Below are 12,657 nucleotides of genomic sequence, written 5' to 3'. Positions count from 1 at the left end.
GCCGCTCCAACAGTTTCCCCCTCTATACGTAGCGGAACACGCCAATGGCGTAGACCACGGAGAGAGCGAGAGCCCACCACAGGTTGGATCCAACGAGACCCAGCCAAGCGAGATGAATAAAGGCGCTGCCAAGCAGCGACAGGAACAAGCGGTCGCCGCGCGTTGTCTCAAAGCGCAGCACGCCGACGCGCGGATTGCCGCCCGGCGAGGCGTATTCCCAGGCGCCCATGCCAACCAGCAGCAGGGCGATGACGCCAAAAAAAGCGGCCGTCGGCCACGTCCACGCCATCCAGGAGAGATCCAGGTTCATGATCACACCCTCCCCAGGGCAAAGCCCTTGGCGATATAATTTCGCACGAACCAGATGACGAGCGCGCCGGGGATCAGCGTCAAGACGCCGGCGGCGGCGAGCAGGCCCCAGTCCATGCCCGCGGCCGAAACGGTGCGCGTCATCGTGGCGGCGATCGGCTTGGCATCGGTGGTCGTCAGCGTGCGTGCGATCAGCAATTCGACCCACGAGAACATGAAGCAGAAGAAGCAGGCGACACCGATGCCGCTCGCGATCAGCGGCATGAAGATTTTTACGAAGAAGCGCGGGAAGGAATAGCCGTCGATATAGGCGGTCTCGTCGATTTCCTTCGGCACGCCCGACATGAAGCCCTCGAGGATCCACACCGCCAAGGGCACGTTGAACAGGCAATGCGCCAGCGCCACAGCGATATGCGTGTCGATCAGCCCGAAGGCCGAGTAGAGTTGGAAGAACGGCAGTGCGAACACCGCCGGCGGCGCCATGCGGTTGGTCAGCAGCCAGAAGAACAGATGTTTGTCGCCAAGGAAGCGGTAGCGCGAGAAGGCATAGGCCGCCGGCAGCGCCACCGATACCGAAATCACCATGTTCATGACCACATAGGTGATCGAATTGATGTAGCCGGAGTACCAGGCCTTCTCGGTGAAGATGGTGACGTAGTTGGCGATTGTCGGCGCGTGCGGGTAGAGCGTCATCGAGTTGACGATCTCGGCATTGGTCTTGAAGCTCATATTGATGAGCCAGTAGATCGGCAGCAAAAGTACGATGATGTAGAGCGTCGGCACGATCCACCACCAGCGCGATTCCTCGCCGCGCCGGCGCATGCGCCTGTCGAGATCGCTCTGCGACAGCGTACCGGCGAGACTTTCCGAGGCAGTCCCGTTCATCGCATTGCGCTCGGTTCGTTCATTGGCGCCAGCCATTTCAGCGCTCCGCGTCGTAGTTGGTCATCACGGTGTAGAACACCCACGACAACAACAGGATGATGAGGAAGTAGACGAGCGACATGGCCGCTGCCGGACCAAGGTCGAACTGGCCGAGGGCCGTCTTGACGAGGTCGATCGACAGGAAGGTCGTCGAGTTGCCCGGCCCGCCGCCGGTGACGACGAAGGGTTCGGTGTAGATCATGAAACTGTCCATGAAGCGCAGCAGCACGGCGATCAGAAGCACGCGCTGCATCTTCGGCAGCTGGATGTAGCGGAACACCGCCCAGCGCGAGGCCCCGTCGATCTTGGCCGCCTGGTAGAAGGCATCCGGGATCGAGACCAGTCCGGCGTAGCAGAGCAGCACCACGAGGCTGGTCCAGTGCCAGACATCCATGACGATGATCGTCACCCAGGCATCGAACGGATCCTGCACGTAATTGTAGTCGATGCCGAGCGCGTTGAGGTAATAGCCCATCAGCCCGATGTCGTTGCGTCCGAACACCTGCCAGATGGTGCCGACGACGTTCCACGGAATGAGCAGCGGCAGTGACATCAGCACAAGGCAGACCGGCACGCCCCAGCCCTTCTTCGGCATGTTGAGCGCGATGAAGATGCCGAGCGGCACCTCGATCGCCAGGATGATGAAGGAAAAGATCAGGTTGCGGACCATCGCCTCCCAGAAGCGGCTGGACGACAGCAGTTCCTCGAACCACTCGGTGCCGGCCCAGGTGAAGACATTGTTGCCGAACGTGTCCTGCACCGAATAGTTGACCACCGTCATCAGCGGGATGACGGCGGTGAATGCCACCAGCACCAGCACCGGCAGCACGAGGAACCAGGCCTTGTTGTTCCAGGTCTTGTCCATCTATGCCCCCATCTCGACGCGCCAGGAATCGGCATAGATGTTGATGCCGGCCGGATCGAACCGCACCTTCGGTTCGGCTGGCACGGTCTCGTCCTCGCCGATGACGGCAGCGATGTCGCGCCCCTCCAGCTTGGCGCGAACCACCTTGTGGCGGCCGAGATCCTCGACCTTGCTGATCGAGACGGCCATGCCGTCACGGCCGAGCCGCACATATTCGGGGCGGATGCCGAGTTCGACGGCGCCGGAGGCTTTGGGGGCTCCGGGCAGTTCGATCCGCTGCGAGCCAAGCGTCGCCGTCTTGCCGTCGATCCCCACCGGCATGACGTTCATGCCCGGCGAGCCTATGAAATAGCCGACGAAGGTGTGGCGCGGCCGTTCGAACAGTTCGGCCGGTGTGCCGATCTGGACGATGCCGCCATCATACATGACCACGACCTGGTCGGCGAAGGTCAGCGCCTCGGTCTGGTCATGGGTGACGTAGACCATAGTGTAGCCGAAGCGGCGGTGAAGCTGCTTCAACTGTGAGCGCAGCACCCATTTCATATGCGGATCGATAACGGTGAGCGGCTCGTCGAACAGAATGGCGTTGACGTCGGAGCGCACCAGGCCGCGGCCGAGCGAGATCTTCTGCTTCTGGTCAGCGGTCAGGCCCCTCGCCTTCTTCCTGGCCCAGGACGCCAGGTCGATCATCTCCAGCGTCTCGCGCACCTTGCGGTCGACATCGGCCTCCGGCACGCCGCGGTTGCGCAGCGGGAAGGCCAGATTGTCGTAGACGGTCATGGTGTCGTAGATGACCGGAAACTGGAACACCTGCGCGATGTTGCGTTCCTGCGTCGACAGATTGGTCACGTCCCTGCCGTTGAACAGCAACTGGCCGTGCGAGGGGTGCAGCAGGCCCGAAATGATGTTGAGCAGCGTGGTCTTGCCGCAGCCGGATGGACCGAGCAGCGCATAGGCGCCGCCATCCTCGAATGTGTGGTGCACTTCCCTGAGCGCGAAATCGGCATCCTTCTGCGGGTTCGGCAGGTAGGAATGCCTGACATGGTTGACGTCGATGCGCGCCATATCGCTCTCCTCAAGCCGCCAGCTTCGGCGCGGTCACGGCGCGGCCGTGCTCGTCGAAGACCATGATGTGACGCGGATCGATAAACACCTCGACCACTTCGTCGGTCTCGAAATCCCTGATGCCGTGGGTCAGCATGACCCAGCGCACGTCGGCAAAATCGAGATGGATGAAGCTCTCCGACCCGGTGATTTCCGTGATGGTGACCTTGGCCCGCACAGGCACGGCGCCGGCGTTGGGCCGTTCGAGCGACAGATGGTGCGGCTGGAAGCCGATCGTGTAATTGCCGTCGGCGATGCCGACGAGTTCGGGCGGCACCGGCAGCTTCACCCCGCCTTCGAGCAGGAAGTCGACGCCCTTCTTGGCCAGCACGATGGTGTTGAGCGGCGGATCAGCGAAGGTCCTGGCCGTCACCAGGTCGACCGGCTTGCGGAAGACGTCGATGGTCGGTCCGAACTGCGTGATGCGGCCTTCCGACAGCGTTGCCGTATTGCCGCCGAGCAGCAGCGCCTCGTGCGGTTCGGTCGTGGCGTAGACGAAGATGGTGCCGGCGGCGGCGAAGATCCTCGGCAGTTCGGCCCGCAACTCCTCGCGCAATTTGTAGTCGAGATTGGCGAGCGGCTCGTCGAGCAACACCAGGCTGGCATTCTTGACGATGGCGCGCGCCAGCGCGGTGCGCTGCTGCTGGCCGCCCGACAGGCTGAGCGGCGTGCGGTCGAGATAGGGCGTCAGCTTCAGCAGCGCCGCGGCCTCGCGCACCTGGCTGTCGATCTTGCCTTGCTCCCCGCCGGCCACCCGGAGCGGCGAAGCGATGTTCTCATAGACGGTCATCGCCGGATAGTTGATGAACTGCTGGTAGACCATCGCGATCTTGCGCTTCTGCACCGGCATGCCGGTGACATCGTGGCCGTCGAACCAGACCGAGCCGGAGGTCGGCACATCGAGACCTGCCATCAGCCGCATCAGGCTGGTCTTGCCGGAAAGCGTCGGCCCGAGCAGGACGTTGAGCGAGCCATGCTGAAGCGTCAGCGACACATCGCGTACGTGCTCGACCGCACCGACCGTCTTGGTGACGTTCCTCAGTTCAAGCATGACGCCTCCTCCCAGGCTTTCCGCATCAGCTCAAGACCCTCTTCATTCGGCGGCCGCGACATGCCGCCGGCTTATGCCGCGCATGAATTCATCGAGTGCCGCCACCTGCTCGCGGTTGAGATGCAGGCCGCGCTTGGTGCGGCGCCACAGTACATCCTCTGATGTGACGGCCCATTCATTTTCAACGAGATAGCGCACTTCGGCCTCATAGAGATCGCCGCCGAAATTGCGGCCGAGCTCGGCATTCGACTTGGCAAGACCAAGCAGACGCTGAGCCCGCGTCCCGTAAAGCCGGGTCAGTCGGCGGGCGAGACGCGCATCGAGGAAAGGATAGGCTGTCTTAAGCTTCGCCACTTGCGCGTCGAACCCGGTCGCCGGGAAGTCGCCGCCCGGCAACGGCGCGTCCGATGTCCACGGCTTGCCGCGCTTGCCGAGAAAACCTTCGATCTTCTCCAGCATCGATTCCGACAGCCGGCGGTAGGTGGTGATCTTGCCGCCGAACGCATTGACGATCGGAGCTGCACCCTCGCCGCCATCGGCCTTCAGCACATAGTCGCGCGTCGCTTCCTGCGCCTTGGAGGCGCCGTCGTCATAGAGCGGGCGCACGGCCGAATAGGTCCAGACGATGTCGGAGCGCTTGACGGGTTGCGCGAAATACTCGCTGGCCGCGGCGCAGAGATAATCGATCTCGGTGTCGCTGATCTTCACATCGTGCGGATCGCCGGGATAATCCCGGTCGGTGGTGCCGATCAGCGTGAACTCGTCCTCGTAGGGAATGGCGAAAATGATGCGGCCATCCTTGTTCTGGAAGAAATAGGCGCGCGGATCGTCGAACTTCTTGGCGATGACGATATGGCTGCCCTGCACCAGGCGGACATTGTGCACATCGTTGAGGCCGACGACACCGGAAAGCACATGATCGACCCACGGTCCGGCGGCATTGACCAGCAGCCGCGCCTTGATCTCTTCCGTCTCGCCGCTCTGCAGGTTCTCGATCTTGATTGTCCAAAGGCCGTTTTCGCGACGCGCGCCGACCACCTTCGTGCGGGTCCGGATCGTTGCACCGCGATCAGCGGCATCGCGTGCGTTGAGCGCCACCAGCCGCGCATCGTTGACCCAGCCGTCGGAATATTCGAACGCCTTTTTGAACAACGGCTTCAAAGGCTTGCCCGCCGGATCGCTCGCCATGTCGAGCGTCCTGGTCGCCGGCAGCAATTTGCGCCCGCCAATGTGGTCGTACAGGAACAGGCCGAGCCTGATCAGCCAGGCCGGGCGCAGCCCCTTGGCATAGGGCAGCACAAAGCGCATCGGCCAGATGATGTGCGGCGCGTTCTTCCACAGAACCTCGCGCTCCATCAGCGCCTCGCGCACAAGGCGGAACTCGTAGAATTCGAGATAGCGCAGGCCGCCATGGATCAGCTTGGTGGAACCGGAGGAGGTTCCGCTGGCGAGGTCGTTCATCTCGGCGAGAAAAACCGAAAACCCGCGCCCAACGGCATCGCGGGCTATGCCGCAACCGTTGATACCGCCACCTATGACGAAAATATCCCGGACTGAAGACGTGTCCACTTAACTCCTCCACGATTTCGCATTGCACCATTTTTGGTCTTTTGCGAAACCGTGGCGGAATTATTTCGAACTCATAACGAATGTCAAACGAAATATAACAAACCCGTGAGACGATCGTGAAAGGGCCTCACCCCAGCGACGTCTCGATCAGCTGAACCTCGGCCTCCTGGCAGATCTTGCGCACCGAGGGGATGTCGCAGCGGTCGGTGATGAAGGTGTTGACCTGCGACAGGTGACCGATACGCACCGGCGCCGTGCGCTCGAACTTGGTCTGGTCGGAGACCAGAATCACATGCCTGGCATTGGCAATGATCGCCTGCGCCACCTTCACCTCGCGAAAATCGAAGTCGAGCAAGGCGCCGTCATGGTCGATGGCCGAGGCGCCGATAACGGCGTAGTCGACCTTGAACTGCCTGATGAAATCGACCGCTGCCTCGCCGACGACGCCACCATCGGAACCGCGCACCACCCCGCCGGCAATCACCACCTCGATCGAAGGATATATACGCATCCTATTGGCAACATTGATATTATTGGTGATCACCATCAGGCCGTTGTGGTCGAGCAACGCCTTGCTGACCGCTTCCGTCGTGGTGCCGATGTTGATGAACAGCGAGGCGTTGTCGGGGATCAGCCTTGCCGCCGCGCGGCCGATCGCCTCCTTCTCGTCCGCGGCGATCTTGCGCCTCGCCTCATACTCCATGTTCTCGATACCGGACGGGAACAATGCGCCGCCATGGATGCGCGAAAGCAGACGTTGGTCGCAGAGATCGTTGAGATCCTTGCGAATGGTCTGCGGCGTCACGTTGAAATGCGTGGCCAGATCGTCGACCAGCACGCGGCCATGGTCCTTGGCCATCTGGATGATCTCGGCATGGCGTGGCGACAGATACATGGGCGACCTCCCGTTTTCGTTTTTCTTGTCTATAGCCGAAAACGAAAGCAATGAAAAGGCATAAGCCGGCTAATGGAAATCACCTGATTGCAAAGGCGAACTCCAGCGCAATCCAGTATTGGCCGGTCAGACCATGCCACGCGCGATTTCGGTGATGACGGCAAAAGCCGCATCGACATCGCTAGCGGTCGCCTCGAACTGGCCGACCTGGAAGCGGATTGCCACCTGCCCGTCGACCCTCGTCTGCGTCAGGTAAATGCGGCCATCGTCGTTGATCGCATTGACCAGCCGCAGATTGTGCGCGTCGGCATCGGCGCTCGGGGGCGCCCTGTGCCGGAACGAAAACAGCGACAGCATCGGTTCGCTGACGATCTCGAAATCCGGCTCCCTTGCCAGCCGCGCGGCAATACCCTCGCTCCAGGCGACATGGTTGCGGATCATGGCGCGCAGGTTTTCCAGCCCGTGGGCGCGCAGCAGGAACCACAGTTTCAGGGCGCGGAAGCGCCGGCCGAGCGGCACCGACCATTCGGAATAGTTGATGATGCCGTCACGGCCATGCGTCTTCAGGAATTCGGGCTTGATCGCCAGGGTGCGAACAAGATCCTCCGGCTGGCGGATGAACTGCATCGAGCAATCGAATTGGGCGCCGAGCCATTTATGCGGGTTGAAGACGATGGAATCGGCCAGTTCGACACCGGCCCAGAAATGGCGAAATTCGGGGCAGATCATCGCCGATCCGGCCCAGGCGGCGTCGACATGCAGATAGAGCCCGTGGCGTTTGGCCACCGCGGCGACAGCAGCGACATCGTCGGTGCCGCCCGTGCTGGTACCGCCAACGCTGGCGATAATGCCGGCGGGCAGCATGCCGGCCTCGCGATCGGCGACAATCGCCGCCTCGAGTGCTGCCGCATCCATGGCGCGAAAGCGGCCATCGACGGGAATGCGCACAAGATTGTCTTCGCCGATGCCCGACACCCAGATCGACCGGTCGATCGACGTGTGCACCTGATCCGAGGAATAGATGCGCAGCCGCCCCTGCCCGGCCAACCCCTTTTTGTTGCCTTGCCAGTCCAGCGCCCGCTCGCGCATGGTCAGCACGGCATTGAGTGTCGCCGACGAGGCCGAATCCTGGATGACGCCGGAAAATCCTTCGGGAAGGCCAAGTGCCTGGCGCATCCAGTCGACGGTGCGGGTCTCGAGTTCGGTCGCCGCCGGCGAGGTCTGCCAAAGCATGCACTGCGCGGCCATTGCGGAGACGAGATACTCAGCCACCACCGAAACCGGCGCCGCATTGGCCGGGAAATAGGCGAAGAAGCGCGGGTGCTGCCAATGCGTCATGCCCGGCACGATCTTCTCTTCGAAGTCGGCGAAGATCCTGTCCATCGGCTCGGCGTCTTCGGGCGGCGAGGCTTCAATGCTCTTGAAAATGTCGCCCGGCTCGACCAGCGGCCGCACCGGCCGGTCGCGCAATGAATTGCGATAATCGGCGCCCCAGTCGGCGGCACGCCGCGACCACTGCCGGAACTCGTCATTGTTCATCCTGTCCTCCCCGACACGAATGCAATGCCGGCACTCTTCGCCCGGCTCTCAGATTCATCAATAATTAACATGTGAAATAGATGCAAGCGCCGGCAGCTACCGCAAGCGCCCTAAAGCGCATCGCTTGATCGGATCCAAGCGATGCGCTTTAGATCCTTGTTCTTGTGCATGTCGTTCCCCCGAAACCGGGACTTTTGGGCGACATACATCACCCCGGAAAATCCGGCAGGCTGGCAAAGGCGCTCTTCAGCGCATTCGACCAGCCATCGGAGATGGTGCGATAATATTGGTCGTCCTGGCCGATCCGCTTCTTCAGGCCGACCTTGAAGGAATCCTTCTCCAGGAACAGCAGGTCGAGCGGCAAGCCGACCGACAGGTTCGACTTGAGTGTCGAATCGAACGACACCAGAAGCAGCTTCACCGTCTCGGCAAGGCTCATCGTGCGCTCATAGGCGCGGATGATGATCGGCTTGCCGTACTTGGTCTCGCCGATCTGGAAGAACGGCGTGTCGTCGGTCGATTCGATGAAGTTGCCCTCGGGATAGATCATGAACAGCCGCGGCGGACTGCCCAGGATCTGGCCGCCCAGGATGAAGGAGGCGTTGAAATAAGAATCGGCCTTCTCGCCGGCGGGTGATGCCTGCGCGATCACCTCTTTCACCGTATCACCGACCAGCCGCACCGTCTGGTACATCGATGGCGTTTCGAGCAGTTTCTCGTGGCGGTCGGTCACCGCTTTGGTGCGCTCGTCAAGCAGGCTGACGACGGCCTGAGTCGTCGCCAGATTGCCGGCCGACATCAAGACGATGACGCGCTCGCCGGGCTGTTCCCAGACATGCATCTTCTTGAAGGTCGAGATCGAATCCATGCCGGCATTGGTGCGCGTGTCCGACATGAACACGAGCCCGCGATCGATCTTCAGGCCGACGCAATAGGTCATGGAATCTCTTCTGGCACTAATCCTTGCCGGATTACTGCTCTACCGTGACGGTGACCGCAAGCCGTTCTTGCGCCTGTCCCAGTCGAATTCCCGACACCGGTGAGGCGTCGCGGTAGTCGCGGCCGGTTGCCACCTTCACATAGCGTTCGTCGGGAGAAATACCGTTGGCGGGATCGAAGGCAACCCAGCCGAGACCCGGAACATGCGCTTCGGCCCAGGCATGGCTTGCCGCCTGCTCGACAGAATCCATCATCAGATAGCCAGAAACGTAGCGCGACGGAAATCCCATGGCGCGCGCGGCGGCGGCAAAGATATGGCTATGGTCCTGGCAAACCCCGGTCTTCAGCGCCAGCGCCTCTTCGGCCGGTGTGGCCGCATTTGTGGTGCCTGGCGTGTAGGCGACGCGCTCGCCGATCATGGCCATCAGCCGGTGCAGCCTTTCGATGTCGGTTCCCGGGCCGACCGCTTCGGCTAGCTTACGGATGCCGCCACCGATGGTGGTCAAGGGCGTTTCCTGCGCGAACAGCCACAGCGGCGCAAAGCCCTGATGCGACCCGCAAACGCCTGACGTATCGCGCGTCACCACCTCGCCGGACGCCTCGACCGTGATGAAATCGTGGTCGCCCTCGACACTCAGCAGCCTTGTGTCGTTGCCGTAGTGATCGGTAAACCGCACTTCCTCGCGCGCTCCTTCGACCTTCAGCGACCAGGACAGCACCGTCTGCGTCTGCCCGCTCACCGGCAGCAGCCGCAGCCGCTGCAGCAGATATTGCACCGGCGCATCGTAGCGGTATTCGGTCCGGTGGGTGATCTTGAGCCTCATGGCTTCCTCAATAAAACCGGTAATCCTGCGCGATCTCGTCGCCGAGCCGGGTGTTGTCGCGAATGAACCCGGCAAGGAACTCATGCAGGCCTGCGTCGAATATATCCTTGATCGACCCGGCCCTCAGCATGGCTTGCGTTTTCTCCGCCGTCGCGTGGCAGGCATGACGTTCGCCGTAATCGTCGCCGAGGAACTTCAGGTGCTCGGACAGGAAGCGGTAGCAGAAGGTCAGCGAACGCGGCATGCGCACGTTGAGGATCAGGTAGTCGGCGATGTTGGTCGGCTTGTAGTCCGCATCATAGACCCAGCGGTAGGAACGATGCGCCGACACCGAGCGCAGGATCGATTCCCATTGATAATTGTCGAGTGTCGAGCCGACCCAGGAGATCGACGGCAACAGCACGTAGTACTTCACGTCGAGGATGCGCGCCGTGTTGTCGGCGCGCTCGACATAGGTGCCGAGCTGCGAGAAGTCGAAAATCTCGTTGCGCAGCATGGTGCCGTAGAACGAGCCGCGGATCAGCGCCGTCTCGCGCTTGATGGCATCGAGCACGCTTGGCAGGTCGCGCTCGTCGATTGGCCTCGCCAGCATCCGCTTTAGTGACATCCAGGCTTCGTTGATGCTTTCCCAAGTCTCGCGCGTCAGTGCCGTGCGCACCATGCGGGCATTGTTGCGGGCCGTTTCGATCGACGACATGGTGCTCGACGGATTCGAGGTGTCGCGCAAAAGGAAATCAGCGACATCGGCGGCCGTATAGTCCGAATACTTCTGCTTGAAGGCGACGTCGGAGCCGGCGCTGAGCAGCACGGAATTCCATTCCTCCGACGCGCTTTGCGTGCGGGTCAGCGCCATGCGCAGGCCGGCATCGACCAGCCGCGCCATGTTTTCGGCCCGCTCGATATAGCGGTTCATCCAGTAGAGCCCGTTGGCGGTGCGGCCGAGAAGCATGGGGAGGCCCTTCGGGTTAGTGAGTAGGGAATAGTGAGTAGTCCGTAGTAAATAGTTGAACTTCAATGAAATATGGCATGCGCTTCCCTCGACAGCTGACTACTCACTACTGACTATTCCTACTCACTCACTTCAATCATCCAACACCCAGGTATCTTTCGTTCCGCCGCCCTGCGACGAGTTCACGACCAGAGAGCCTTCCTTCAAAGCCACGCGCGTCAGGCCGCCGGGCACGATCTGGATGCGGTCGGAAACCAGCACGTAGGGCCTGAGGTCGACGTGGCGCGGCGCCAGTCCCTTGTCGGTCAAGATCGGGCAGGTCGACAGCGCCAGTGTCGGCTGGGCGATATAGTTCGAAGGCTTCGCCGCCAGTTTCTTGGCGAAGGCCTCGCACTCATTCTTGGTCGCCGCCGGTCCGACCAGCATGCCGTAGCCGCCGGAGCCGTGCACTTCCTTGATCACCAGTTCGTGGATGTGCTCGAGCACATATTTCAGGCTGTCCTCCTCCGAACAGCGCCAGGTCGGGATGTTGCCGAGGATCGCCTTGCGGCCGGTGTAGAATTCGACGATCTCGGGCATGTAGGAATAGATCGCCTTGTCGTCGGCGATACCGGTTCCCGGCGCATTGGCGATGGTGATGTTGCCGGCGCGATAGACATCCATGATGCCGGGTATGCCGAGGGCCGAATCCGGCCGGAAGGTCAGCGGGTCCAGGAAGGAATCGTCGACGCGGCGGTAGAGCACGTCGATCTGCTTGTAGCCCTCGGTCGTGCGCATCGCGACATGGCCGTCGACGACCCGCAGATCCTGGCCCTCGACCAGTTGCACGCCCATCTGGTCGGCAAGGAAGGCATGCTCGAAATAGGCGGAATTGAAACTGCCGGGCGTCAGCACGGCAATGGTCGGCGCGCCCTTGGTGGTTTGCGGCCGAACCGCCGCCAGCGACTGGCGCAGCAGTTGCGGGTAGTTCTCCACCGGCCGCACCTTGATCTTCTGAAACAGCTCGGGGAACAGCTGCATCATCGTCTCGCGGTTCTCCAGCATGTAGGAGACACCGGACGGAGTGCGCGCATTGTCCTCCAGCACGTAGAACTCGTCCTCGCTGATGCGCACGATATCGACGCCGATGATGTGGGTGTAGACGCCGGCTGGCGGCCGCACCCCGATCATCTCCGGCAAGAACGCCTCGTTCTTGGCGATGAGGTCCCGGGGAACGCGGCCGGCACGCAGGATCTCCTGCCGATGGTAAATGTCGTCGAGGAAGGCGTTCAGCGCCTGCACCCGCTGCTCGATGCCTTGCGTCAGGCGCCGCCACTCGTTGCCTGAAATGATGCGTGGAACGATGTCGAAGGGGATCAGCCGCTCGGAGGCCTCCTGCTCGCCATAGACGGCGAAGGTGATGCCGGTCTTGCGGAAGACGCGTTCGGCGTCCTGCATCTTCTCGGTAAGTCTGGCTGGATCCTGCTCCTTCAGCCAGCGATCATAAGCCGAATACGGTCTTCTCAATCCGGAAACTTCCGGAAGCATTTCATCGAACGCTGCCAATCGCATACTCCCCTGTGACGCCATTTCACTGGCGTCGCCGAATAAAATCAAGCGCAATCGGTGATTTGGGAGATGCGGACGATCAGTATGTTGCAGCTGCCTAAAATTGAGGCAGTCGAAATACGACCTTGATCAGGCTTTGCC

At 61.6% G+C, this 12,657-nt stretch carries 12 protein-coding genes; all 12 read right to left on the bottom strand.

Going from position 1 to position 12,657, the window contains the following annotated elements:
- Nucleotides 1–22: 22 nt before the first annotated feature.
- The 12 genes from D3242_RS24580 to D3242_RS24525 all read right to left on the bottom strand — a co-directional run bounded on the left by D3242_RS24580 (nucleotide 23) and on the right by D3242_RS24525 (nucleotide 12,513).
- Nucleotides 23–310: a DUF2160 domain-containing protein gene (locus D3242_RS24580; protein ID WP_064985619.1), complete on the bottom strand. Its 288-nt coding sequence runs from the start codon at nucleotides 308–310 to the stop codon at nucleotides 23–25.
- Between the two features lie 2 nt (nucleotides 311–312).
- On the bottom strand, nucleotides 313–1,194 hold the full coding sequence (locus D3242_RS24575) for a carbohydrate ABC transporter permease (RefSeq protein ID WP_394811856.1): 882 nt from the start codon (nucleotides 1,192–1,194) through the stop codon (nucleotides 313–315).
- A gap of 37 nt (nucleotides 1,195–1,231) precedes the next feature.
- Nucleotides 1,232–2,098, bottom strand: coding sequence for a carbohydrate ABC transporter permease (locus D3242_RS24570; protein ID WP_019858264.1), 867 nt, complete (start codon nucleotides 2,096–2,098; stop codon nucleotides 1,232–1,234).
- Nucleotides 2,099–3,163: an ABC transporter ATP-binding protein gene (locus D3242_RS24565; protein WP_064985621.1), complete on the bottom strand. Its 1,065-nt coding sequence runs from the start codon at nucleotides 3,161–3,163 to the stop codon at nucleotides 2,099–2,101.
- 10 nt (nucleotides 3,164–3,173) lie between these two features.
- On the bottom strand, nucleotides 3,174–4,253 hold the full coding sequence (locus D3242_RS24560) for an ABC transporter ATP-binding protein (protein ID WP_019858266.1): 1,080 nt from the start codon (nucleotides 4,251–4,253) through the stop codon (nucleotides 3,174–3,176).
- Between the two features lie 42 nt (nucleotides 4,254–4,295).
- A complete protein-coding gene (glpD, locus tag D3242_RS24555) occupies nucleotides 4,296–5,822 on the bottom strand; it encodes a glycerol-3-phosphate dehydrogenase (RefSeq protein WP_019858268.1) in 1,527 nt (508 codons plus the stop codon).
- Between the two features lie 127 nt (nucleotides 5,823–5,949).
- Nucleotides 5,950–6,717, bottom strand: coding sequence for a DeoR/GlpR family DNA-binding transcription regulator (locus tag D3242_RS24550; protein WP_010909603.1), 768 nt, complete (start codon nucleotides 6,715–6,717; stop codon nucleotides 5,950–5,952).
- Between the two features lie 126 nt (nucleotides 6,718–6,843).
- A complete protein-coding gene (locus D3242_RS24545) occupies nucleotides 6,844–8,256 on the bottom strand; it encodes a pyridoxal phosphate-dependent decarboxylase family protein (protein WP_064985623.1) in 1,413 nt (470 codons plus the stop codon).
- 208 nt (nucleotides 8,257–8,464) lie between these two features.
- Nucleotides 8,465–9,196, bottom strand: coding sequence for a proteasome-type protease (locus tag D3242_RS24540; protein ID WP_019858273.1), 732 nt, complete (start codon nucleotides 9,194–9,196; stop codon nucleotides 8,465–8,467).
- A 31-nt stretch (nucleotides 9,197–9,227) separates the two neighbouring features.
- Nucleotides 9,228–10,019 carry a transglutaminase family protein gene (locus D3242_RS24535; RefSeq protein WP_019858274.1) on the bottom strand — a complete coding sequence of 264 codons (792 nt, stop codon included), beginning with the start codon at nucleotides 10,017–10,019 and terminating at the stop codon, nucleotides 9,228–9,230.
- Nucleotides 10,020–10,026: 7 nt separating this feature from the next.
- Entirely contained in the window at nucleotides 10,027–10,968 is a 942-nt protein-coding gene (locus tag D3242_RS24530; protein WP_038646939.1) for an alpha-E domain-containing protein, read from the bottom strand.
- Nucleotides 10,969–11,100: 132 nt separating this feature from the next.
- Nucleotides 11,101–12,513: a circularly permuted type 2 ATP-grasp protein gene (locus D3242_RS24525; RefSeq protein WP_064985746.1), complete on the bottom strand. Its 1,413-nt coding sequence runs from the start codon at nucleotides 12,511–12,513 to the stop codon at nucleotides 11,101–11,103.
- Between the last annotated feature and the right edge of the window lie 144 nt (nucleotides 12,514–12,657).

Origin of the sequence: Mesorhizobium jarvisii (assembly GCF_003601985.1) — a bacterium.
Classification (GTDB): domain Bacteria; phylum Pseudomonadota; class Alphaproteobacteria; order Rhizobiales; family Rhizobiaceae; genus Mesorhizobium; species Mesorhizobium jarvisii.
This window is presented reverse-complemented; position numbering and strand designations above follow the sequence as displayed.

Coding starts and splice junctions, on each gene's coding strand:
- D3242_RS24550 (WP_010909603.1), bottom strand. CDS start 6,717: ATGTATCTGTCGCCACGCCATGCCGAGATCATCCAGATGGCCAAGGAC.
- D3242_RS24580 (WP_064985619.1), bottom strand. CDS start 310: ATGAACCTGGATCTCTCCTGGATGGCGTGGACGTGGCCGACGGCCGCT.
- D3242_RS24545 (WP_064985623.1), bottom strand. CDS start 8,256: ATGAACAATGACGAGTTCCGGCAGTGGTCGCGGCGTGCCGCCGACTGG.
- D3242_RS24570 (WP_019858264.1), bottom strand. CDS start 2,098: ATGGACAAGACCTGGAACAACAAGGCCTGGTTCCTCGTGCTGCCGGTG.
- D3242_RS24535 (WP_019858274.1), bottom strand. CDS start 10,019: ATGAGGCTCAAGATCACCCACCGGACCGAATACCGCTACGATGCGCCG.
- D3242_RS24575 (WP_394811856.1), bottom strand. CDS start 1,194: ATGAACGGGACTGCCTCGGAAAGTCTCGCCGGTACGCTGTCGCAGAGC.
- D3242_RS24560 (WP_019858266.1), bottom strand. CDS start 4,253: ATGCTTGAACTGAGGAACGTCACCAAGACGGTCGGTGCGGTCGAGCAC.
- D3242_RS24565 (WP_064985621.1), bottom strand. CDS start 3,163: ATGGCGCGCATCGACGTCAACCATGTCAGGCATTCCTACCTGCCGAAC.
- D3242_RS24530 (WP_038646939.1), bottom strand. CDS start 10,968: ATGCTTCTCGGCCGCACCGCCAACGGGCTCTACTGGATGAACCGCTAT.
- D3242_RS24540 (WP_019858273.1), bottom strand. CDS start 9,196: ATGACCTATTGCGTCGGCCTGAAGATCGATCGCGGGCTCGTGTTCATG.